The following is a 22,371-nucleotide window of genomic DNA, read 5'->3' as shown; positions in this document are numbered from 1 at the left end:
TCCGGCGTAGCTCAGCGGTAGAGCAGTTGACTGTTAATCAATTGGTCGTAGGTTCGATCCCTACCGCCGGAGCCAATTTCCCCAAAACACACCGCAAATTATCATGGATGCCCGCCTTCGCTGTGCGCATGTTTTTTCGACGAAAAAACTCACGCCCCCCTCTGGACGCCGAAGAGTCGGGTTGCTATACGGCGCGAACCGTTCCGGCGTAGCTCAGCGGTAGAGCAGTTGACTGTTAATCAATTGGTCGTAGGTTCGATCCCTACCGCCGGAGCCAATCTTCCAAAATTTTCACGACTATAGAAACACCCTGCCTCAGGCCGTGCGCCATAACTCAAGGCAGATGATAAACGGTTTCAAAGGTTCATCCTCTAATTTTTTCATTCCATTCAACTCAAAGTTGAGGGATAAGTTCCCAATTACATTTGCATTGAAGGACTTAGTCTGGGCCCAAGTTATTAGCAGGCTCAGGTGAACTTGAGATAGATTGAAAGAAGATTTTATGCCGGTCACGCTTGTCCCAAAGCCAAACCAGGCAGATCAGAAACGCCACTGGTAAGTCGCGAAACGGACATACGAGCATAAGGAAGTATCATGAAGCAGGTGAACTGTTTGATCATAGGTGCTGGCTTTGGCGGCATTGGTATGGGCTACCAGCTCAGACAAGCGGGAATCGACAGCTTCGCAATACTCGACAAGGCCACTGAATTTGGGGGCACTTGGCAGCATAACACCTATCCCGGTGCGGAATGCGATGTGCCCTCGCATTTGTATTCTTACTCTTTCAGCAAAACGCCGAACTGGAGCCGAAAATGGTCGGGACAGAAAGAGATTCTGGATTACATCCGGGATTGTGCGGAAACATTCGGAGTGATCGCGCATTTACGCCTTGGCTGCGCCGTCACTTCAGCAAGCTTCGATCCGACAAGTGAAATGTGGACTGTAACGACCAAGGGCAATGGAGATGAAACCTATCTCTGCCGCCACGTGGTTTGCTCGGTTGGTCAGTTGCACTTTCCCAACCGTATTGGGATACCTTGGATGAAACTCTTCGGGGGAACCATATTCCATTCTGCCGAATGGCGCCATGATATCGACCTGAAGGACAAATCGGTTGCCGTGATTGGAAATGCAGCCAGCGCGCTGCAGTTTATCCCAGAGATCGCCAAACAGGCACGCAGTCTGACAGTTTATCAACGCACGGCAAATTGGGTCATGCCCAAAGGCAACAAGACCTATGGCGAGAGCTTCAAGTCGCTGATGCGTTCGATGCCTTTCCTTCAAAAACTTTATCGCTTCCGCCTTTGGGCCGAGAATGAGTTCAAGATCTTTCCAGTCATGAAAGGATCGAAACTGCACGAGATGCTGATGCAGAACATACTGAACCGGCATCTGGAAAAGACGATATCGGACCCAAAACTCCGCGAGGAGCTTCGACCAAAATACCCACCCGGCGCGCGTCGTCTTTTGGTTTCCGACAGCTACTATCAGACCCTGAACCATGATAAGGTTGATCTGGTGACGGACGGAATCGACTGTTTCACCAAAGATGGGATCAAGACCACAGACGGTACCGAACGCAACCATGATGTGGTCATTCTTGGCACCGGCTTCCAATCCAACCCCTTCCTGCAAGCTATTGATATCAAGGGACGTGATGGTATCTTGTTGCGCGATGTTTGGGATAAGGGTGGTGCGCGGGCCTATCTTGGTATTTCGGTTCCCAAATTCCCCAATCTGCACATTATTTACGGACCAAACACAAACCTTGGCCACACGACGGTACTGGCCATGATCGAAGCGCAAATCGGTTTTGTCATCCAACTTATCAAGGCGGCCGATCACGGCACGATCGAAGTAAAACCTGAGGCGGCATTGCGTTTCGATGACGAGATGCAACAGCGTCTTGCCAAAAGTCAGTGGGCGCGGATCGAGCGCAGCTATTACAAAGATGGCGAGCGGATAACCACCAACTGGCCCGGCAGTTCATTCGAGTATTTCAGGCGCACGAGGAAACCCAAACTGGCAGATTTCAGGCGTGGAACTTCAGAAGGCTGAGGGGCTATAGATCTACTTCGCCGCGAAGTCAGAAAACCCGGCAAACCATCTCGCTTGTGTCTGCCAGGTCAGTGATCTTGCGCTAGGTACTCAGCACATCTTTGAAGTCTTCCCGCAGGTTGCGTTTCAGGATCTTGCCAGTCGCGTTCAGTGGCAGCGCGTCCACAAAGACTACCCTGTCCGGGATCTGCCACTTGGCGATCTTACCACCAAAAAACGCCAGCAATTCTTCTTCGCTTGGGTTTGCCCCCTCGGCTTTCACCGCCACAAGAACGGGCCGTTCGTCCCATTTCGGATGCGGCACACCCACAACGGCTGCGCCTGCCAGCTTTGGATGTGCCACCGCGATATTTTCGAGCTCGACCGAACTGATCCATTCACCGCCGGATTTGATGATGTCCTTTGAGCGATCTCGGATCGTCATATACCCGTCCGGGTCCAGTGTCGCCACGTCGCCAGTGGCAAACCAACCGTCTTGCAGCAGACCCTGATCCTGCATCATGAAATAGCTGTCCAATACCCAGTATCCGCGCACCATCAGGTCTCCCTGTGTTTCACCGTCACGCGGAAGCTCATTGCCGAAATCATCAACGATTTTCAATTCGACCCCATAACAAGGACGGCCCTGACTTTCCCGAAGCCCATACTGCTCTTCTTTGGGCAGTTTTCCATGTTTCGCCAAGGGCTGGTTCGCGGTTCCCAGCGGGCTCATCTCGCTCATCCCCCAGGCGTGGACTGTATCGACACCATAGGTTTCGCGGAACGTCTCGATCATCGACGGCGGACATGCGGCCCCACCAATAACTGTGCGCTCAAGACTGGACAGTTGACTGCCCGACTTCTTTGCAGAGGCCAGCAGACCCTGCCAGATCGTCGGCACGCCCATGGCCAGTGTCACCCCATAGCTGTCAATCAAATTGACCAATGCCTCGCCATGCAAATCTGGTCCCGGTAATACCATCCGAGACCCCGACATCGCGCAAGCGTACGGCGATCCCCAAGCGTTCACATGGAACATCGGTACAACTGGCAGTACCACATCCATCGCCGAAAACCCGATCACGTCACGCGTGTTGGACCCAAAACTGTGCAAAACTGTCGAGCGATGGGAATAGAGCACCCCTTTGGGGTTGCCGGTTGTGCCCGAAGTGTAACAAAGGCTTGAGGCTGTGTTTTCGTCCAGCCTCGGCCATTGAAAGCCGGAATTACCGGTTTCGATCAGCTCATCATAGAACTGCACCCCTGGAACCTGCGCGATTGCGTCATCATTCCGCGGACCCATTAACACGAAATGCTGCACCTCTGTCAGTTGGTCCTTCAAAGCGGCGACAAGCGGGATGAATGTGGCGTCGAAAAACAGAACCCGGTCCTGCGCATGATTGATGATATAGGTCAGTTGCTCTGGAAACAGCCTGGGGTTTACGGTGTGGCAGACGAATCCAGCACCCGAAGTGCCATAGTAGATTTCCAGATGGCGGCGGTTGTTCCATGCCAATGTCGCTACCCGAGCGTGCGGTTCCAGCCCAAGACCTAACAGTGCAGAACCCAATTTTCGCGCGTTCTCGGCGACTTGCGACCAGTTCGTTTCGGTCAAGCTGCCGTCAGTTTCGACAGAATAAATCTCGGTTTGGCCATGATAGCGATCGGCATGCTCGATCAGTGACGAGATCAGCAACGGTTGCGTCATCATTTGTCCCAGCATGGACATTCTCCCTGTGTCGGGGCCGCTTTTTGCAGCACCTTCTTGTTTGCCACGCATTTTCTGCAATCGGCGCGGTCAAAAGAAATCCTGCCAAGCATTTAATTGTCTGACAATAGAAGAATGCATCATGCCAGGGCGGCAAAGCTGGCTTTTATTCGGTTTCCCGGTGCAACATGGCATAGGCAACAAGGGCGGCGGTTGACCCGTCTTTGGTCTCGGTACCTTCTGCACCGTCCACGATTGGCCCCAGTGAAGTCGCCAGTTCCTTGCCCAGTTCAACGCCCCACTGGTCAAAAGAGTTGATCCCCAACAGGACCCCTTCGACGAATACGCGATGCTCATACAGGGCAATGATCTGACCCAGAACAAAAGGCGTTAGCTTGGGGTACATCAGCGTGGTCGAGGGACGATTGCCAGCAAACACCCGATGTCGGGCCTGACGTTCGCATTCTTCACCCGTCAACCCTTTGTCGGCCATGCGCTGCCGCGCCTCGTCCAGCGATCGGCCGCGCATCAGCGCCTCGGACTGGGCCAGACAGTTGGCCAGCAGCAGCCGGTGATGGTGGGTCAGCTCGGGTTCATGTCCCTCGGCAGCGACCATGAATTCGCAAGGGATAACGTCTGTGCCCTGATGGATCAGCTGATAAAACGCATGCTGACCATTGGTACCAGGCTCACCCCAGACCACCGGACCCGAAGGAATGGTCAGCGCACTGCCGTCCATGGCAACGGATTTGCCATTCGACTCCATCTCGAGCTGCTGAAAATATGCGGGCAAGCGCAGGAGACGCTGATCGTATGGCAGCACGGCCCTGCTGGCATATCCCAGAACCTGCCGATGCCAGACACCGGTCAAAGCCAACATCACAGGCATATTCTCGGACCAATCGGCTGCGCGAAAATGCACGTCCATTGCCTGTCCACCGCGCAAAAACGCATCAAAGGCCGTCGAGCCTACGGCAATCATCACCGGCAGGCCCACAGGCCCCCAAACCGAATAACGCCCGCCGACCCAATCGGCGAAACCAAACACGCGCTGTTCGGGAATGCCAAAGGCCTGAGTCTTGTCCAAAGCACTGGAAACCGCAGCAAACTGTCGGGCCGGCTCCCCGCCGCCATCGACCATCCAGGCGCGCGCGGTGCGGGCATTGGTCATGGTTTCAATGGTCGTGAACGTCTTGGACGCGACAATCACAAGTGTCCGCGTCGGATCCAGCTGCCGTAGAACATCGGCAATATGTGCCCCGTCTACATTCGAGACATAGTGCAGCCGCGGCCCGTCGTGATACGGAGCCAGCGCATGCGTGGCCATAACCGGTCCCAGATCAGACCCACCAATTCCGATATTCACCACATCGGTAAAGCTGCCCCCTGCCCCGGACACGGCCCCCCCACGGACCTCTTCGGCAAAGACACGCATCCGCTGCAGCGTATCCAGAACGCCAGGCATGACATCCAGACCATCCACGTCGACCGGACCGCCATCCAGATTCCGCAATGCCGAATGCAGAACCGAGCGTTCTTCGGTTTCATTGATCTTGGCACCCGCAAACATCGCGTCGCGCCTGTCGGCAAGCCCCGCCTCGTCGCATAGGCAGATCAGGGCTGCGCGAATATCTGCGTCAATCTGCGTCTTTGAATAGTCAAACAGCATATCGCCCGTTGAGGTCGAGAAAACCTGTGCCCGATCCACGTCTTGTTCGAACAAGTCCAAAATGGAACGACCGCCATCTGACGCAAATGCCTTGAGAGTATCCAGGTTCATAACTCTACTCCGCCCAATGGACCGTCATGCCGCCCAACACAGCAGCAATCGGCGCCTCTTTGGGATGCAGGGACATGGCCCGGTCCAGCGCCTTGCGTTTGGTTTCCCCAAAAATCACCAGATGCTTAGACAATGCGCCGTCCAAGACCGGAGCCGTTAATGTAATCCGCGCCTCGGGCTGAACTTCGGGTCGGGCCACGGCCAAAGGTGGCGCATGCCCGTCCAATGCGGCGGCCAACCCGTCCATCCCCGGAAACAGCGAGGCGGTGTGCATATCTTCGCCCATACCCAGCATGAGAACCGAAAGAGGCAGCACAGGCGCAATCAAGCTTTCAATTTCGGGCAGCACCGATTCCGGATCTTTGCCATCCAGATACAGCGGCACATATTGCGCGACCGAGGCGCGATTGGTCAGCAAACGCTCTTGGATCAGCCGCGCATTTGCGCGATCGCTGTCGCTGGATACGCACCGTTCATCCGTTGGCAGAATTCGGACCCGATCCCAGTCCAAATCAGCGGCACACAATCCGTCAAAGACCGGCCCGGGTGTGGTACCGCCCGGCACAGCAAAAGAGACCAGATCGTGATGCAGCAGCGCCGCCTCAAGATCTCCGGCGATAGCATTGGCCACGTCGATGGCTAGCATATCCCGGTCGGCGTATTCCTGAATTTTCATGGGTTTATCCCTTGCCAACGGCGACCGTCCCGTTTCATCAGCAGCTCGGCGTCGCCCGGCCCAGTGCTGCCGCTCTCATAAGGTTTCGGCACGTCGCCACGCGCCTGCCATCCTGCGATGATCGGGTCTGTCCAAGCCCAGGCGGCCTCGACCTCATCACCGCGCATGAACAGCGTCTGATTGCCTCGGATCACATCCATCACCAGACGTTCATAGGCGTCTGGCGGGTCCTGGTTCTCGGCGCCCAATGCCTCGGCAAAGCTCATATCCAGGGGCACGTCGACCAAACGCATACCTCCTTGCCCGGGCTCTTTGATCGTCACTTTCAGCGTGATGCCCTCATTTGGCTGCAGGCGGATCGATAGCGCATTCGCATGACGCCCGGCATCCGCTCCAAAGATCGAGTGCGGCGCGTCTTTGAACATCACATTGATCACCGAAGACCGGGCCACAAGGCGCTTGCCCGTGCGCAAGTAGAACGGTGTTCCTGCCCATCGCCAGTTGCTGATATGCGCCCGCAGCGCCACATAGCTTTCGGTAGTCGAGCGTGGATTTCCAACGGCTTTGCGGTAACTTGAACTTTCGCCCTCAAACTGCCCCCGCACGATATGATGCGGCTTTACCGGGTCCAGAGCGCGAATGACCTTGAGCTTTTCATCACGCACCGCATCCGGGTCGAACTTGGCCGGAGGTTCCATGGCGATCAGGCACAAAAGCTGCATCAGGTGGTTCTGCATCATGTCGCGCATTGCGCCTGCGCGCTCGTAATACTCTTCACGGCCGTTAATTCCGACGGATTCGGCTACGGTGATCTGGATATGGTCGACATACTGGCTGTTCCAAAGTGGTTCGAACAACATGTTGCCGAATCGAACAGCCATCAGGTTTTGGACGGTTTCCTTGCCCAGATAGTGGTCGATTCGATAGATTTGACTTTCCCTGAAATGCGCGGCCAGCGTGGCATTCAAAGCTCGCGCACTTTCCAGATCATGGCCAAAGGGTTTTTCAACCACGATCCTCGTCTGCGGCGTTGTCAGATCATACGCCTCGATCCGTTCCGCCAGAGGGCCAAACAACCGCGGCCCCACCGAAAAATAGAACGCCCGAACCCGATTCGGCTGAAGTTTCCGCGCAAGCTCGGCCCAGCCATGATCCGCAACAGCATCCAATGTCACATAATCAACCCGCTGCAAAAACGCGTTCAACGCAGCAGTGTCCAGACTGTGTCGTCCGGCATGTGCCTCAAGCGAGTTGCGGACCAAATTGCGGAACTTGTCACGGTCGTAATCCGTTCTGGCCGCCCCGATTACTTGCGCGCCTTCAGCCCACTGGCCAGCACAAAACCGGCGAAACAGAGCGGGCAGGATTTTACCCTGCGCCAGATCGCCAGTTCCGCCAAAAATGACCAGATCAAAGGGGTCTACAGGTATGACGCGAGAAACCATGTGTTTTCCTTACCTTGCCCTATGCTCAATGTCCAATGTTAGCGCAACCATTTTTGCGGATTTCCGCGACATCAATTCTCTGTCAGTTCACCCATGTCTCACTTTGCGAAACGGTCTGAAACCTCTAATTCAAGGTGACAACAGAAAAGAACCGGAAACCGGAATGAAAGACAACGCCCCTCAGATCGTCAATATCGGCAAGTTTCAAAACAAATTGGTGACAGCGGATGGCCAGACTCGTGCCTCGGTGGCGTTGACCAACCCCGAGACGCTCTGGTTCAATACCGGGACTTTGTGCAACATCGAATGTGTCAACTGCTATATCGAAAGCAGCCCGACCAATGATGCGTTGGTCTATATCTCGGCGGATGAAGTGCGAGACTATCTGGACCAGATCGAAGACAGAAACTGGCCCGTGCGTGAGATTGGCTTTACCGGTGGTGAGCCGTTCATGAACCCCGACATGATCGAGATGGCGCGCGCTGCGCTGGAACGCGGCTATGAGGTGTTGATCCTGACCAACGCCATGCGGCCAATGATGCGCCAGAAGATGCGCGAGGGATTGACTGAACTTCAGCGCGACTACTCTGGGAAACTGACGCTGCGGGTATCGCTCGACCATTATCGTGCCGACCTGCACGATAAGGAACGTGGCAAAGGCAGTTTTGACAAAACCGTGGAAGGTATGAAGTGGCTACGCGATGGCGGATTCCGGATGGCTGTTGCCGGCAGAACCGTATGGGGCGAGGACGATGAAAAAAGCCGTCAGGGATATGCTACGTTATTCAACCACCACGGGTTTGGCATCGACGCGCATGACCCTGCGCGAACGGTCCTTTTCCCGGAAATGGACGAGACCGTGGAAGTGCCGGAAATCACCACCGCCTGCTGGGGTATCCTGAACAAATCTCCTGCATCCGTGATGTGTGCCAGCGCCCGGATGGTGGTCAAACGCAAACGCGCTGAAAAACCGGCTGTTCTGGCCTGCACGCTGCTGCCTTATGAGCCGGAATTCGAGATGGGCCATACGCTGGCCGAGGCGGAAGCGGACGTGCATCTGAACCATCCGCATTGCGCCAAATTCTGCGTCCTGGGCGGGGCCAGCTGTTCGGGGTGATCAGTTCAGTTCCGGCGATTTCCAGAACTTTGAGCCCGACGCGCCCGCTGCCACGCGCCACCCTTTCTTGGACAGTTCAAAAAAAGACCGGCCATCGGTGAAGCGCACGGTTTCCGTCGTGTTTTCATCGCCGTACATGGCGCGGGTTTCGGCCGTCGCGTCATAGCCCTGGGTGATGAACTTATCCAGATCAGCAGGGGTTTCGAACATGATCACAAACTTGGATTCAAAGCCGCCGATGCCGATCGCGCCACCCACGCCGCCTGTTCCCATGTTCATATATGTGTGCTGGCCGGTGTCCTTTGACACCGCCACACCCCGCCCATACCCAGCCGAGACTGGAAACACCGTAACCTTGCGCGAGTCGAACACGGCATAGCCGGCACAGACCTCGTACAGCGCATGCGCTTCGGGATTTTCGGCCAGCAACTGATCCAGAATCTGCGTGGCCAATGTGTCCAGCTTGGCGCGCGTCTCTTCCGGAGTGGCCTCATTGCTTAGCAATTCGGTGGTCGAGTCGACCGTACCCTCAACAGCTTTCGCGCCTTTATCGATTGTCTCGCCAACGGTTTCGGCCCCTTGCCCGACAACGTCAGCCGCGTTTGCCGCGCCTTTTTTGATCTTGTCCAAAACTCCCTCAGCGGCGACTGGCCCACCAAGCAAAACGGCGGCGACAAACAGCAACATTCTGGGCATGCGGCATTTCCTTAGCTGATCAATGGTTTGGACACGACCCTAGCCTAAGAAAATCAAATGGAACACGCCCTTTCGTTACACAGCCAATAATCTGCCAGGGTGGCTAATTCACCCGAAACTCGCCAACTTGGTTGCGCCACTCTCCGGGCGCGATCATCTTACGGTGCGTGAATTTTACAGAATGTAAGGGGCCTTCGATCTCTCGCTGCCAGAAATCAATGAACTCGAACAGTTTCGGATGATCCGGCGCCAGATCGTATTCCTGCCAGATGAAGGTGTTCAGAACATGGATATAGTCGGGCATGTGGTAGAATAATTCCGCCGTTGTCAGCCCATATCCTTTAAGCATCAATTCCGTTTCGCTGCGCTCCATTTCGACCTCAATATTAATTGCAAGGTCCCCCTATTGTATCACGAAAACACCCTAATCCTTAGTTAACAATATGTTACCGTGATGTTACCGGAGTTTCTCACTTGCAAAATGGTTGCTTGCTTGCACCTTATGTGCCGGGTCTGATAAGGTGTATCCACAAGATATAGAGTCTGCATACAGAACGGGCAGTTTACGTGAGCGATACGCCAGAAGTTCCTGAAAATATGGATGAAAACCCGCCAGAACGCCCCGTTTACGGTGGCCCGACGGTCTCCATCGAATCCGAAATGCGCACGTCCTATCTGGACTATGCGATGTCGGTCATTGTTAGCCGTGCGATTCCTGATCTGCGCGATGGGTTGAAACCGGTACATCGGCGCATCCTTTACGCGATGCACGAGACCGGAAACACCCATGACAAATCCTATCGCAAATCGGCCCGTCCGGTCGGCGACGTAATGGGTAAATACCACCCACACGGCGACAGCGCGATCTATGACGCGTTGGTGCGGATGGCTCAGGATTTCTCGATGTCGCTGCCGCTGCTGGATGGTCAGGGCAACTTTGGCTCGATGGACGGCGATAACCCGGCGGCCATGCGCTATACCGAAGTGCGGATGGACAAGCCCGCCGCCTCTCTGCTGGCGGATATCGAGAAAGACACCGTCGATTTTCAGGACAACTATGACGGCAAAGACAGAGAGCCGACAGTCTTGCCCGCACGGTTCCCGAACATGCTGGTCAACGGCGCTGGCGGCATTGCCGTGGGCATGGCGACCAATATCCCGCCGCATAATCTTGGTGAGGTGGTCGATGCCACCCTCGCCCTGATCGACGATCCCGATCTGACTTCCGAGCAGCTGATCGAGTATGTTCCAGGCCCCGACTTCCCGACCGGCGGCGTAATGCTGGGCCGGTCCGGCGCGCGCAAAGCCTATTTGGAAGGGCGCGGCAGCGTCATAATCCGCTCCAAGACCCGCGTCGAGGAAATCCGCAAAGACCGCTATGCCATCGTGGTTGATGAGATTCCATATCAGGTGAACAAGGCTTCGATGATCGAAAAGATCGCCGAGGCCGTGCGTGAGAAGAGGATTGAAGGCGTCAGCCACGTTCAGGACGAATCCGACCGTAACGGCGTACGCGTTGTGGTCGAACTGAAACGTGATGCCACGCCCGAAGTGGTTCTGAACCAACTGTTCCGGTTTTCGCCGATGCAAACCTCGTTTGGCTGCAATATGCTGGCTCTGAATGGTGGGCGACCCGAGCAACTGACTCTGCGCCGCTTCCTGACCAGCTTTATCGATTTCCGCGAAGACGTTGTTGCGCGCCGTACGGCTTACGACCTGCGCAAGGCCCGCGAACGCAGTCACATCCTGTGCGGTTTGGCCGTGGCAGTTTCGAATGTGGATGAGGTGGTTGCAACCATCCGGTCATCCGCTGACGCCGCGCAAGCGCGTGAAAAGCTGATGACCCGCCGCTGGCCCGCGGCTGAAATCGAAAGCTATCTGCGCCTGATCGACGACCCTCTGTCGATGATGAACGACGACGGCACCTATAACCTGACCGAAGTTCAGGCCCGCGCGATCCTCGACCTGCGCCTGCAGCGATTGACCCAGATCGGTGTCAAAGAGGTTACGGACGAACTGGAAGAACTGGCGGGTAAGATCCAGGAATACCTGGATATTCTGTCCTCGCGAGAGCGTATCATGTCGATCATCGGGGATGAGCTGCGCAGCGTGCGTGAACAGTTTGCCGTGCCCCGTCGCACCGAGATCGTCGATTGGTCCGGCGACATGGAAGACGAGGACCTGATCGAGCGTGAGGATATGGTCGTGACCGTCACGTCGGGCGGCTACATCAAACGTACTCCGCTGGCCGATTTCCGCGCGCAAAAGCGGGGCGGCAAGGGCCTGTCGGGAATGCAGACCAAGGAAGAGGACGTCGTTACCAACCTCTTCGTGGCGAACACGCATACACAGTTGTTGTTCTTCACCACTGACGGGATGGTCTACAAGCTCAAAACCTGGCGTCTGCCGCAATCCGGGCGCACTGGCAAGGGCAAGGCCATTGTCAACATCCTGCCGATTCCGACCGGGGTTTCCATCGCGGCGATCATGCCCGTGGATGTGCCGGACGAAGAATGGGAAAACCTACAGATCATCTTTGCCACCAGCGCAGGCGATGTGCGCCGGAACCGACTGTCGGATTTCACCAATGTCCGCCGCAACGGCAAGATTGCGATGAAATTGCCCGAAGGCATCGAACTGGTGAATGCACGCATCTGCTCTGAAGACGAAGATGTGATGCTGGTCACCAATTCGGGCCGCGCAATCCGGTTCCGCACCACTGATGTGCGCGTGTTCAACTCACGCGAATCTACCGGTGTTCGGGGTATAAGGCTGAGCGGTGGCGACCGTGTCGTCTCGATGTCGGTGATCCGCCACTTCGAAGCTGATCCGGATGAACGCGCCGCCTATCTCAAGATGCGCCGCGCAGTGGCAGGCATCGCCGATGACGGTGAGACGGATGAGGATGAAGCAACCCCCGGCACCATCACACAGGAACGCTATGCCGAAATGTCCGCTGCCGAAAACATGATCCTGACGATCACCACGGGCGGTGCAGGCAAGCTGAGCTCCAGCCACGACTACCCGGTCCGCGGGCGCGGTGGCATGGGTGTTGCGGCGATGGATAAGGCGATGCGCGGCGGGGCACTTGTGGCCTCGTTCCCCGTCGATATCGAAGATCAGATCATGCTGGCCACGTCCAAAGGTCAGTCGATCCGGGTCCCGATCGAAGGCATCTCATTCCGCTCGCGGTCAGCAGGTGGCGTGAAGGTGTTCAACACCGGCAAAGGCGAAGAGGTCGTATCCGTTGCCTGGATCGCAGATCAGGGTGATGAGGACGAGACGGAAGAGTAAGCAATGAAAGCCGAGGCTCTCTGGCCTCGGCGATGTTTCTGGGTGTCTGGTGTGCGGACAAAACTGCCTATCAATGCATAGACCTAATGCCCGAATTAAGGCTAAGAACCGACCTGCATCGCGTGGTATTTTGATGCTCTTTATTTTACCTGAAGTTGGCGCATAAGGACCTCAACCATCTTTTGTGCCTCAGAAGCATCGAGCCGTCCGTGCTGCAACAAAAACTCTGCGACATCTCTGTCTGTGTACCGGCCCGTAACTATGTCATCGCGCAAGATCAACTTTTGGCGCGCAAATTCGGCGGCGTTGTCGTGGCAAATAATGCATTTTTCTTGGAATAGACGGCCAGATTCTTGGATGAACTCAAACTGTTCTATCAGCACATTGATTTCTTCGTCTGACAACTCGCCGTGTCCTGCCTTCAGATAATCAATGACGGGACGACCAGAAGCTTTTCCGACAATGCCGCTTTCTGACACAATCAATTTTTCGGAGACAAAATCTCCTGCATGCGGCAGGTGACAAGACGCGCAATTCTCTTCGTAGATCAAATGGGGATTCGCCCTCTGGGCAGTTGAGGGAACTGCCCAAACTATAATACTGATTGCTATACCAATTTGGATAAATCCGTTCATGTCGGAAGCGCCTAAGTAGTGGACAATCCATTGTCAGAGTAGGTGAACTAAAAGTCTCGATCCTTGACAAGTGTCAACTTATAAGCAGGTTGGCGCTTTCTCGGCAGGTTTGGGCTCAGAGCAAGCTTTCGTCTCCTATCACGAATTGGGTGTACGATTGAGTGCGTTGTCTGGTCAGGCCCAGTTAGGCCCACTATCACAACCCGTACAACGATCCAAACTTTTGCTCCAGATACTCCAACAGTGGTTCTGGACCCGGTTCCATGCCACTGGCGTGTTGGATGATGTCGCGGGGGGCGTAAAGGCCGCCATGGCGTTGGAGGTTTTCGCGCAGCCAACCGGTGGCGCCCGACGTGTCACCCTTGGCCAGTTGAGTATCCAGATCGGGCAGCGCGGATCGCAAAGCCTGGTTCAGGCATCCGGCATAGACATTGCCCAACGAGTAAGTCGGGAAATACCCGAACAGACCGACGGACCAATGGACATCCTGCAAGCATCCGTTCGAGGGCCTATCGACCGCATAGCCGAAATCGGCCTTGAACCGGTCGTTCCATGCACCCTCAAGGTCTCTGACCTGCAGATCGCCGCTCATTAACGCGCGCTCAAGGTCAAAGCGCAGCATGATGTGCAGGTTGTACTGCACCTCATCCGCCTCAGTGCGGATATAGCCATTATGGACCCGGTTGACCGTGGCATAGAACGCATCGGCATCGGCGACGCCGAAATTGCCAAAAGCCTCGACCATCTGGCCAAACAGCCAGCCAGTATAGGCGCGTGATCGACCCAGTTGGTTTTCGTAGATCCGGCTCTGGCTTTCATGCACGCCCATCGACACGCCCTGCCCCAGCGGGGTCAAAAGGTAGGCTGGGTCGATGCCCTGTTCATAGGCGGCGTGGCCGACCTCGTGAATGGTTGAATAGAAACAGTTGAATGGATCGGTCTCGCTGGTGCGCGTGGTGATCCGCACGTCCAATCCGCTGCCCGAGCTGAACGGGTGAACGGCCTTGTCGACCCGGCCAGTGTTCAGGTCGTAACCGAATCCAGTGGCCAGCTTCTGTGACAGTTGCATCTGGGTCGCTGCGTCAAACGCCCCGGTCAGGGCGGCCGGTCCGGGTTGGTCCAACACAGCTGCTCGCAATGCCACAAGACGCGGACGCATCTGGTCAAAGATCGCAGCGATCTGAGTGCCGGTCGTATAGGGCTCGTAATCTTCGACCATGGCGTCATAGACATCACCGCCCTGTGCCAGGGCCTGACCTTCCTGACGTTTGAGCGCCACAACCTCTTCCAACACGGGCAAAAAGGCCGCCACATCCTCATCGGCGCGCGCCTGTGCCCATGTGCCCTGCGCGGCTGAGGTAACGCGTGCGATGGTCTTGGCCAAATCGGCGGGCACTTTCACGGTCCGCTCATAGGACCGGCGTATCTCGCGCAGTTGCGCGCGGGCGACATCGTCCTGCGGGTCGGCCTGCTCCAGCCACTCTGCCACACGCGGATCAGACCGTCGGGCATGCAAAACAGATTCGATCGCGGCCATTTCTTCTGCGCGCTGCGGCGCTGCGCCGCGCGGCATCACTGTTTCCTGATCCCATCCCAGACGCCCGGCAATCTGACCAAGTGCCGAGGTTTCACGTTGGAAGGCCATCAGTTCATCATAGGCAGTCATCTGGGTCAGGCTCCGCGGATCGAAGTTGCGATGGGATAGGCTGTCAGGAATCGCGCACGCAGGATCAGAGTCCACACGATCACGGCCATGAACTGATGGAAAATGGCGATCTGCCAGGGGGCCGCGTAGATCACGGTCATGATCCCGACAACCACCTGCAACGACAAGGCAGCGAACATCGTGTTGAAGGCAAAGCGCGTTTGCGGATGCGCACTGGAATTGCCACGACGCCAGACAACGATGGCAAAGATGAACAGCAGATAACCCGCGCAACGATGGATGAACTGCACAAGCCCGGGGCTTTCGAAAAAGTTCCGCCACATCGGTTCCAGTATCGCCGCGTCCGGCGGGAAAATCTGCCCGCCGATCAATGGCCAGTCGGTATAAGACCGCCCAGCGTCGATACCTGCGACAAGTGCACCGATGAGGATCTGCAGGAATGCGAAATGCATCAGGCCGGTAGACAGGGAAAACAGTTTGGCCTCTTTCGCGCGGCGGGCCTGCATCAGGTCACGCTCATCCCGGCCAAGTTCGAACATATACCAGGCGAGGAAACCCAAGATCACAAAGGCCAGACCCAGATGGATCGCCAGGCGATAGCTGGCAACGGCGATCATCCCCTCGCCCTGCGTCACGCCGGACGCGACCATCCACCAGCCAACGGCGCCCTGTACCCCACCCAAGGCACCGGGGATCACCAGCTTGCCGGTCCAGCCGGTGGGTATCTTGCGCGCAATAAGGAACCCAAAGAAGCCAAGCGCCCAGACCAGCCCGATCACGCGGCCCAGCTGGCGGTGGCCCCATTCCCACCAATAGATGGATTTGAAATCCGCAAGCTCCATCCACTGGTTCTGGATGCGCCACTGGTCGATTTGCTTGTACTTGTCGAACTCGGCCTGCCAGTCGGTTTCGGTCATCGGCGGGACAGCCCCGGTGAGCGGGCGCCATTCGGTGATCGACAGCCCGCTATCGGTCAGGCGGGTCAGCCCACCCACCGCAATCATCACAACCACAAGCGCAAACAGGATCATCAGCCAGGCCCGGATAGCCTTACGCGCACCACCGCGGCCCCGGTCAATCATACCAGGTTGAACCGCTTGTTGTTTTTCAGAGTCTGAGACCTCTTCGAAGATGCTGCGCTTGCCGCTCATGCGTTCCTCATGTGTCTTGAATTTCGTTGCAAGCTAGGACCACCATGGGACGAGGTCCAGCCTTACCCTTTGTCTTTCCAACGGACCATCTGACGCATGACCCCGTGCAACATCTGCACATCCGCCCGCGTCATCCGCATCCGTGACCACAGATTGCGCAGATTGGTCTTCATGCTTTCGGCTTTTTCAGGGGGGTAAAAGAACCCCGCCTCTTCCAGCCGGTCTTCATAATGTTCGACCAGCTTTTCGACCTCGATGCCTGTGGCCCAGTCGCCTTTGCCCAGATCGGTTGCCTCATGCACGACGTCGCCTGTCTGGCGCATCCACTCATAGGCGGTCAGCAACACGCATTGTCCAAGGTTCAATGAGGCATATTCCGGATTCACCGGGACCGAGATGATGGCATTGGCCTTGGCGATATCCTCATTCTCAAGCCCTGCCCGTTCCGGGCCGAACAGCACGGCGACTTTTTCGCCCGCGGCGACCTTTTCGGCCGCGATCTGCATAGCGCGTTCGGGGCTGAAGACCGGCTTGGTCAACCCGCGCTGGCGGGCCGTAGTAGCAAAGACATAGGTACTGTCAGACAGCGCGCCAGCCAGATCGTCAAACAGCTGCGCCTCATCCAGCAGACGGCCCGCCCCACTGGACATGGCCACCGCCTTGGGGTTTGGCCAGCCATCACGTGGGGCCACGATCCGCATCCGGTCCAGCCCGAAATTCCACATCGCCCGCGCGGCGGCACCGATATTTTCACCCATCTGCGGGCGCACGAGCACAAATGAGGGCTGGGATTTGTCGCTGGGCATGGTTGTCTCCGAAAACTGCGCCTGCTGTAATCGTCGCGCCAACGCAGGGCAAGCCATTGGCGGCGCCAATTCTGCCTGAAACGGGCATAAAAGTTTGCTTCCGGCCCGCAATCCGCTAAACCGCGCAAAAGACTTAAAGCTAAGGACGCGCCGATGGACACCCCCGAGCAGCCGCAGATTTACCTGATCACCCCGCCGACCATCACGTTGAGCACGTTCCCCGACCAACTGGCCCGCGTTCTGGACAGCACCGAAATCGCCTGCATCCGTCTGGCCCTTGCGGGAAATGACGAGGATACGATTGCCCGTGCCGCTGATGCCTGCCGCGAGGTGGCACATACGCGGGACGTGGCGCTGGTGATTTCCAACCACGTCCTGTTGGCGCAGCGTCTGGGTATGGATGGGGTGCATCTGGATGATGGCGCGCGCTCGGTCCGGTATGTGCGTAAGGAATTGGGTGCCGATGCCATTGTCGGCTGCTTCTGCGGCACCTCCAGCCATGACGGCATGTCGGCTGGTGAGGCCGGGGCGGATTATGTGGCCTTTGGCCCGGTTGGTACGTCCTCTTTGGGTGACGGAACCGTGGCCGAGCACGATCTGTTCCAGTGGTGGTCCGAGATGATCGAAGTGCCGGTTGTGGCAGAAGGCGGCCTGACCCCCGAATTGATCCGTGACCTCAGCCCCTGCACCGATTTCTTTGGCATCGGGGATGAGATCTGGTCACAGGATGACCCATCCGCTGCACTGAACGACCTGATCACCGCCATGGGCTGAGCAGGATGTGAGCGTTAACCCTTGCACCCACGCCGGGGCTGCGGCATGACGTCGACATGACTCAGAACAGCGAAATTCTTTGTATCGGTTCTGTCCTGTGGGACGTGATCGGACGTTCTGCTAGCGCCATGCGGCAGGGGTCGGATGTTCCCGGCAGGATCACCCGCCTGCCCGGAGGCGTGGCAATGAACATTGCCATGACGCTGGTGCGCTTTGGCATGACGCCCACCCTGCTGACCGCCATTGGTCGCGATCCCGAAGGCGACGAGTTGGTCAATGCTTGCGCCCGGCTGGGGATGGTAACGGATCACATCTATCGCTCGCAGGACCTGCCGACCGACCGATATATGGCTGTCGAGGGCGCCAATGGATTGATTGCCGCGATTGCGGACGCCCATTCACTTGAGGCTGCAGGGGCAAAAATTCTGAAACCCCTGATGCAAGGCCCATTAGGCACAGAGACCATGCCATTTGATGGTCCTGTTGCTTTGGATGGCAACCTGACGCTGTCGCTTTTGGAAGAAATCGCGCAAAGCCCAGCCTTCGCCGGAGCCGACCTGCGCGTGGCACCGGCCTCACCCGGCAAGGCCGATCGCCTGCTGCCTTTCCTCAAACATGCCCGCGCGACGCTTTATGTGAACCTCGAAGAGGCAGGCATCCTGTGCCAGCGCGAATTCGCGGATTCGGCAAGCGCCGCCAAGGGGCTGCTGGATCGCGGCGCGCTGCGCGTGCTGGTGACTGATGGCGGCAGTTCGGCAACCGTTGCCAGCGCTGAGGAAATCTTGACCCAAAAACCCCCACCCGTTCTGGTCACCCGTGTGACCGGCGCGGGTGATACCTTCATGGCGGCGCATATCGCATCCGAGGCCACCGGTGCCCCAAGCGATGAGGCCCTGTCACGTGCCTTGCATGCCGCCGCAACTTACGTTTCCGGAGAAACCCCACTGTGATCAACATTCAATATTCTGCCGAGGTCCGCGCCGCCAAAGACGCAGGCCAACCTATCGTTGCGCTGGAAAGCACGATCATCACCCACGGTATGCCCTACCCGCAGAACATCGAGGTTGCGGCACAGGTTGAACAAGACATTCGAGAGGCGGGCGCGGTGCCAGCCACCATGGCGGTGATCAATGGTACGCTTCACGTCGGTCTGGAAACCGAAGAGTTGAAAGCACTGGGCCAAGCGCATGGGGTCGCCAAACTGTCCCGTGCCGATATGGCCGCCTGCATGGCAACCGGTGGGACCGGTGCAACAACGGTCGCCGCAACCATGATCGCCGCCCATCACGCCGGGATCGACGTTTTTGCCACCGGCGGTATTGGAGGCGTCCACCAAGGGGCTGAAACCTCGTTCGATATCTCTGCTGACCTGCACGAATTGGCCCATACCCCGGTCACGGTTGTTGCCGCAGGCGCCAAAGCCATCCTCGATCTGGCCAAGACGCTTGAGGTTCTGGAAACACTGGGCGTTCCGGTCATTGCCTATGGCCAGGACGAATTTCCGGCCTTCTGGTCGGCAAAATCCCCGCTGGCAGCCCCTCTGCGCATGGACAGTGCGGAAGACATCGCGCACGCACATGCGACCAGACGCGCGCTTGGCCTGCCCGGCGGCCAACTTGTCGCCAATCCGATCCCGGAGGCCGATCAGATCCCATCCGAGGAACTGGCCCCGATCATCGCCTCGGCACAGGCGGATGCAGATGTGCATCGGATCAGCGGTAAAGGGGTCACACCCTACCTGTTGCAACGGATTTATGAGCAGACCGAAGGTCGTTCTCTGACCGCCAATATCGCATTGGTCCGCAACAATGCCCGCCTGGCAGCCGGGATCGCCCGCACCCTGTCCGCCAAGGCGGATTAACATATAGCTATTGTACCAAGGCCAAGGACTGCTTAACTAAATTCGCAAGCCACTCAGGACCGTAATGAACACTCCTTTTGACGAAGAACCCAACCGACAGCCCGGCCTGTTCTCACGGCTGCGCGCGTCCTTTCTGACGGGCATCGTCGTTATTGCGCCGGTGTGGTTGACGATCTGGCTGATCTGGTCTGTTGTCGGCTGGATCGACAGTGCGGTCCTGCCGCTGGTTCCCCACCAATTCCAGCCTGAACAATATGTTGGCATCAACCTGCGCGGTGTAGGTGTCATCTTTTTTCTGGTGTTCACCGTCGTGGTTGGCTGGGTTGCCAAGGGCATCCTGGGCCGGTCCTTTATCTCGTTCACCGAAAGCCTGGTGAACAGGATGCCGGTCATCCGGTCCATCTATTCAGGCATCAAGCAGATTTCCGAGACCGTCTTTGCCCAGACTGAACGGTCATTTGAAAAAGCCTGTCTGGTTCAATATCCGCGCCGTGGCATCTGGGCCATCGGGTTCGTCTCGACCACCGCCAAGGGAGAAGTCAACGAACGCGCAGAAGCGGGTGGCGATCTGTACAGCGTGTTCATTCCGACGACACCCAACCCGACATCGGGGTTCTTGCTGTTCTTTCCGATCGAGGACGTCATCCTTTTGGACATGTCGATCGAAGATGCCGCCAAGCTGGTGATTTCGGCCGGTCTTGTTTACCCGAACGACAAAGACCCGACCCAGCCACCAGAGTGACTATCCAAACATTTCCGGCAGATTGACCGTGCTGCGTGCACCCAAATCGGCCTTGTGATCTGTCAAAAACTGATCAGCTGCATTGCGGCCAGCTTCTTTGAGCTTATGCAGGACCACAGGGTTGGGCACTGTCTTGGTCGCGACCGAGAGGTCATTCATCAACGCGTCATCGGCAATCATGTGAACCAGAACACGGCTCATTTCGCCCGCTTTCAGCTTGCCATCCTCCAGCAAGCGCTGAACGAAGCTTATGGCCCTCAGTTCCCGAAACAGCGATGAGTTAAAGCCAATCTCATTGATCCGGTTCTGGATCTGCTGCGGCGTCTTGGGGATTTCTTCCCGTTCCAGAGGGTTGATGTTCACGATCACCACGTCCTCGGGCAGATCGGAATTGAACAAGGGATACAGAGCTGGATTACCGGTATATCCGCCATCCCAGTAAGCCTCGGTCCGGCCCGATTTTGGATCGAATATCTCGACCGCCTGAAACAGGGTTGGCAAACAGGCAGAAGCAAGGATGGCCTCAGTCGACAGCTCATTCCCTGTGAACACCCGTATCTTTCCGCTGCGCACGCATGTCGCGCAGACATACAGACGCGGACCTTCGGCAGCGCATATTTCATCGAAATCAAAGCGCTCAACCACGGGCTGCAAGGGGTTACGGTAGAACGGCCCATAGGCATAAGGCGAAACCAATCGCGACCAGGCGTCGCCTACAGCAAACGGCAGCGAATTTTCGATGGACTGTGCGATATGTGAGGGCTCAAACGCACGCATCCAGTTGGTCAGGTTCGTATCGTCGACGGCCCCCATACGAGCCCAGAGCGCATCAAGATTGGCGCGCGCGCCCTCCCGGCCGCCCCGTACCATGCCAGACTTATAGGCCGCACCGTTCAGTGCACCTGCCGATGTTCCGGTGATCGCCGCGACTTCGATATCATCTTCGTCCAGCAGACGATCCAGCACACCCCAAGTGAACGCGCCGTGCGCGCCGCCGCCCTGCAAAGCCAGATTGATACGTATCACTGCCCTACTCCCCAAGGCTCAGAGCGCGGTCCACCCGCCATCAACTGAAATCGTCGTGCCGGTGATCTGCGCCGCCGCATCCGAGCACAGAAAGATCGTCGTACCGCCCAGTTGTTCGACCGTAGCGAATTCTTTCGAAGGTTGCCGCTTTAGCAGGACATTCTTCACGACATCCTCACGGCTCATATCGTATTCTTTCATCGTATTGGGTATCTGCTCTTCGACCAGCGGCGTCAGCACATATCCCGGGCAAATCGCATTACAGGTAATCGGCTCTTGTGCGGTCTCGAGGGCTACGGTTTTGGTCATCCCGACAACACCGTGCTTGGCCGCGATATAGGCGGCTTTGAAAGGCGATGCCGTCAACCCATGGGCCGATGCAATATTCACCACCCGTCCCCAGCCCGCCTTGCGCATCATCGGCAACGCGGCGGCAGTGGTGTGAAAGGCCGAGTTCATGTTGATCGCAATGATCGCGTCCCATTTGTCGGTTGGAAACTGATCAATCGGCGCCACATGCTGAATGCCGGCATTGTTGACCAGGATATCGCAGGCTCCAGCCTTTTCGATCAGCGCCCGACACTCGTCACCCTTGGACATGTCCGCTTTGAAATAGCGCGCGTTGGTTCCGGTTTCCTGCCCGATCTCTGCGGCCAGAGCATGATCTTCGTCGCGGTCAGTAAACGAATTCAGCACCACATCCGCCCCGGCTTTGGCCAGCTCGCGGGCGATGCCCAGCCCGATGCCCGAATTCGATCCTGTGATGATTGCTGTTTTGCCTGAAAGACTCATGGGTGCTCTCCGTCAGATTCCGTGTTGACGGCACAGTGCCATGCTGCACCTGCAAAGAAAACGGGGAAAGATTGGGGGCGCTGTATCAGCGAAAATCGCACAAAAAAACGCCCGCACGAAGCGGGCGTTAAGTTATTGAGGCAGGTTTCATACAGGCAAGAAACC

The 22,371-nt window shown here is 57.0% G+C and carries 19 protein-coding genes and 2 tRNA genes; 9 read left to right on the top strand and 12 right to left on the bottom strand.

Features of this window, described 5'->3' with window-relative positions; translation table 11 throughout:
- From AC2FJV_RS05785 to AC2FJV_RS05775, 3 genes are all read left to right on the top strand, one after another.
- A tRNA-Asn gene (locus AC2FJV_RS05785) sits at positions 1 to 75 on the top strand.
- A 127-nt stretch (positions 76 to 202) separates the two neighbouring features.
- Positions 203 to 277: transfer RNA gene (locus AC2FJV_RS05780), tRNA-Asn, on the top strand.
- Positions 278 to 594: 317 nt separating this feature from the next.
- The gene (locus tag AC2FJV_RS05775; protein ID WP_496712987.1) at positions 595 to 2,058 is read left to right on the top strand and encodes a flavin-containing monooxygenase; all 1,464 of its coding nucleotides are present in this window, start codon (positions 595 to 597) and stop codon (positions 2,056 to 2,058) included.
- 82 nt (positions 2,059 to 2,140) lie between these two features.
- On the opposite strand, the gene AC2FJV_RS05770 is transcribed toward AC2FJV_RS05775, so the two are convergent.
- The 4 genes from AC2FJV_RS05770 to zwf form a co-directional block, all read right to left on the bottom strand.
- On the bottom strand, positions 2,141 to 3,760 hold the full coding sequence (locus AC2FJV_RS05770) for a long-chain-fatty-acid--CoA ligase (protein ID WP_496712985.1): 1,620 nt from the start codon (positions 3,758 to 3,760) through the stop codon (positions 2,141 to 2,143).
- Between the two features lie 151 nt (positions 3,761 to 3,911).
- Positions 3,912 to 5,525 (bottom strand): glucose-6-phosphate isomerase, encoded by a 1,614-nt coding sequence (gene pgi, locus AC2FJV_RS05765; RefSeq protein ID WP_496712983.1) that lies wholly within the window; start codon positions 5,523 to 5,525, stop codon positions 3,912 to 3,914.
- Positions 5,526 to 5,529: 4 nt separating this feature from the next.
- The gene (gene pgl, locus AC2FJV_RS05760) at positions 5,530 to 6,201 is read right to left on the bottom strand and encodes a 6-phosphogluconolactonase (protein ID WP_496712981.1); all 672 of its coding nucleotides are present in this window, start codon (positions 6,199 to 6,201) and stop codon (positions 5,530 to 5,532) included.
- Positions 6,198 to 7,646 (bottom strand): glucose-6-phosphate dehydrogenase, encoded by a 1,449-nt coding sequence (gene zwf, locus AC2FJV_RS05755; protein ID WP_271947306.1) that lies wholly within the window; start codon positions 7,644 to 7,646, stop codon positions 6,198 to 6,200. The genes pgl and zwf overlap by 4 nt, the downstream gene beginning before the upstream one ends.
- Positions 7,647 to 7,809: 163 nt before the next feature.
- Between zwf and AC2FJV_RS05750 the strand changes: the two genes are divergently transcribed.
- Entirely contained in the window at positions 7,810 to 8,763 is a 954-nt protein-coding gene (locus AC2FJV_RS05750) for a radical SAM protein (protein ID WP_496688239.1), read from the top strand.
- Here AC2FJV_RS05750 and AC2FJV_RS05745 read toward each other — a convergent pair whose 3' ends face one another.
- On the bottom strand, positions 8,764 to 9,459 hold the full coding sequence (locus AC2FJV_RS05745; protein ID WP_221929471.1) for a lipid-binding SYLF domain-containing protein: 696 nt from the start codon (positions 9,457 to 9,459) through the stop codon (positions 8,764 to 8,766).
- A gap of 103 nt (positions 9,460 to 9,562) precedes the next feature.
- Positions 9,563 to 9,832: an usg protein gene (locus tag AC2FJV_RS05740; RefSeq protein WP_142633572.1), complete on the bottom strand. Its 270-nt coding sequence runs from the start codon at positions 9,830 to 9,832 to the stop codon at positions 9,563 to 9,565.
- Positions 9,833 to 10,056: 224 nt separating this feature from the next.
- Here AC2FJV_RS05740 and gyrA point away from each other — a divergent pair, with 224 nt between their 5' ends.
- Entirely contained in the window at positions 10,057 to 12,753 is a 2,697-nt protein-coding gene (gyrA, locus tag AC2FJV_RS05735) for a DNA gyrase subunit A (protein WP_496693509.1), read from the top strand.
- Between the two features lie 140 nt (positions 12,754 to 12,893).
- Here gyrA and AC2FJV_RS05730 read toward each other — a convergent pair whose 3' ends face one another.
- From AC2FJV_RS05730 to AC2FJV_RS05715, 4 genes are all read right to left on the bottom strand, one after another.
- Positions 12,894 to 13,388 (bottom strand): hypothetical protein, encoded by a 495-nt coding sequence (locus AC2FJV_RS05730; protein WP_271947312.1) that lies wholly within the window; start codon positions 13,386 to 13,388, stop codon positions 12,894 to 12,896.
- A gap of 196 nt (positions 13,389 to 13,584) precedes the next feature.
- Entirely contained in the window at positions 13,585 to 15,054 is a 1,470-nt protein-coding gene (locus AC2FJV_RS05725) for a carboxypeptidase M32 (RefSeq protein ID WP_496712979.1), read from the bottom strand.
- Between the two features lie 5 nt (positions 15,055 to 15,059).
- Complete coding sequence (gene ctaA, locus AC2FJV_RS05720; RefSeq protein WP_496693470.1) at positions 15,060 to 16,205, bottom strand: heme A synthase; 1,146 nt, start codon at positions 16,203 to 16,205, stop codon at positions 15,060 to 15,062.
- A gap of 62 nt (positions 16,206 to 16,267) precedes the next feature.
- Positions 16,268 to 17,011, bottom strand: coding sequence for an RNA methyltransferase (locus AC2FJV_RS05715; RefSeq protein ID WP_281972025.1), 744 nt, complete (start codon positions 17,009 to 17,011; stop codon positions 16,268 to 16,270).
- Positions 17,012 to 17,164: 153 nt separating this feature from the next.
- Between AC2FJV_RS05715 and AC2FJV_RS05710 the strand changes: the two genes are divergently transcribed.
- The 4 genes from AC2FJV_RS05710 (at position 17,165) to AC2FJV_RS05695 (ending at position 20,388) form a co-directional block, all read left to right on the top strand.
- Complete coding sequence (locus AC2FJV_RS05710; RefSeq protein WP_496712977.1) at positions 17,165 to 17,785, top strand: thiamine phosphate synthase; 621 nt, start codon at positions 17,165 to 17,167, stop codon at positions 17,783 to 17,785.
- Between the two features lie 56 nt (positions 17,786 to 17,841).
- On the top strand, positions 17,842 to 18,735 hold the full coding sequence (locus AC2FJV_RS05705; RefSeq protein ID WP_271947322.1) for a PfkB family carbohydrate kinase: 894 nt from the start codon (positions 17,842 to 17,844) through the stop codon (positions 18,733 to 18,735).
- Positions 18,732 to 19,646: a pseudouridine-5'-phosphate glycosidase gene (locus AC2FJV_RS05700; protein WP_496712976.1), complete on the top strand. Its 915-nt coding sequence runs from the start codon at positions 18,732 to 18,734 to the stop codon at positions 19,644 to 19,646. The genes AC2FJV_RS05705 and AC2FJV_RS05700 overlap by 4 nt, the downstream gene beginning before the upstream one ends.
- 64 nt (positions 19,647 to 19,710) lie before the next feature.
- Entirely contained in the window at positions 19,711 to 20,388 is a 678-nt protein-coding gene (locus AC2FJV_RS05695) for a DUF502 domain-containing protein (RefSeq protein WP_142633557.1), read from the top strand.
- Here AC2FJV_RS05695 and AC2FJV_RS05690 read toward each other — a convergent pair whose 3' ends face one another.
- Entirely contained in the window at positions 20,389 to 21,414 is a 1,026-nt protein-coding gene (locus AC2FJV_RS05690; protein WP_281972022.1) for a patatin-like phospholipase family protein, read from the bottom strand.
- 18 nt (positions 21,415 to 21,432) lie between these two features.
- Complete coding sequence (locus tag AC2FJV_RS05685) at positions 21,433 to 22,206, bottom strand: 3-hydroxybutyrate dehydrogenase (protein ID WP_496688253.1); 774 nt, start codon at positions 22,204 to 22,206, stop codon at positions 21,433 to 21,435.
- Positions 22,207 to 22,371 lie beyond the last annotated feature (165 nt).

The organism is Ruegeria sp. CDSA241, from assembly GCF_059611265.1.
This window is presented reverse-complemented; position numbering and strand designations above follow the sequence as displayed.

Bases quoted from the DNA above. Each gene is read 5' to 3' on its own strand.
- AC2FJV_RS05775 (WP_496712987.1), top strand. From the start codon at position 595: ATGAAGCAGGTGAACTGTTTGATCATAGGTGCTGGCTTTGGCGGCATT.
- AC2FJV_RS05770 (WP_496712985.1), bottom strand. From the start codon at position 3,760: ATGCTGGGACAAATGATGACGCAACCGTTGCTGATCTCGTCACTGATC.
- pgi (WP_496712983.1), bottom strand. From the start codon at position 5,525: ATGAACCTGGATACTCTCAAGGCATTTGCGTCAGATGGCGGTCGTTCC.
- pgl (WP_496712981.1), bottom strand. From the start codon at position 6,201: ATGAAAATTCAGGAATACGCCGACCGGGATATGCTAGCCATCGACGTG.
- zwf (WP_271947306.1), bottom strand. From the start codon at position 7,646: ATGGTTTCTCGCGTCATACCTGTAGACCCCTTTGATCTGGTCATTTTT.
- AC2FJV_RS05750 (WP_496688239.1), top strand. From the start codon at position 7,810: ATGAAAGACAACGCCCCTCAGATCGTCAATATCGGCAAGTTTCAAAAC.
- AC2FJV_RS05745 (WP_221929471.1), bottom strand. From the start codon at position 9,459: ATGCCCAGAATGTTGCTGTTTGTCGCCGCCGTTTTGCTTGGTGGGCCA.
- AC2FJV_RS05740 (WP_142633572.1), bottom strand. From the start codon at position 9,832: ATGGAGCGCAGCGAAACGGAATTGATGCTTAAAGGATATGGGCTGACA.
- gyrA (WP_496693509.1), top strand. From the start codon at position 10,057: ATGGATGAAAACCCGCCAGAACGCCCCGTTTACGGTGGCCCGACGGTC.
- AC2FJV_RS05730 (WP_271947312.1), bottom strand. From the start codon at position 13,388: ATGAACGGATTTATCCAAATTGGTATAGCAATCAGTATTATAGTTTGG.
- AC2FJV_RS05725 (WP_496712979.1), bottom strand. From the start codon at position 15,054: ATGACTGCCTATGATGAACTGATGGCCTTCCAACGTGAAACCTCGGCA.
- ctaA (WP_496693470.1), bottom strand. From the start codon at position 16,205: ATGAGCGGCAAGCGCAGCATCTTCGAAGAGGTCTCAGACTCTGAAAAA.
- AC2FJV_RS05715 (WP_281972025.1), bottom strand. From the start codon at position 17,011: ATGCCCAGCGACAAATCCCAGCCCTCATTTGTGCTCGTGCGCCCGCAG.
- AC2FJV_RS05710 (WP_496712977.1), top strand. From the start codon at position 17,165: ATGGACACCCCCGAGCAGCCGCAGATTTACCTGATCACCCCGCCGACC.
- AC2FJV_RS05705 (WP_271947322.1), top strand. From the start codon at position 17,842: ATGACTCAGAACAGCGAAATTCTTTGTATCGGTTCTGTCCTGTGGGAC.
- AC2FJV_RS05695 (WP_142633557.1), top strand. From the start codon at position 19,711: ATGAACACTCCTTTTGACGAAGAACCCAACCGACAGCCCGGCCTGTTC.
- AC2FJV_RS05685 (WP_496688253.1), bottom strand. From the start codon at position 22,206: ATGAGTCTTTCAGGCAAAACAGCAATCATCACAGGATCGAATTCGGGC.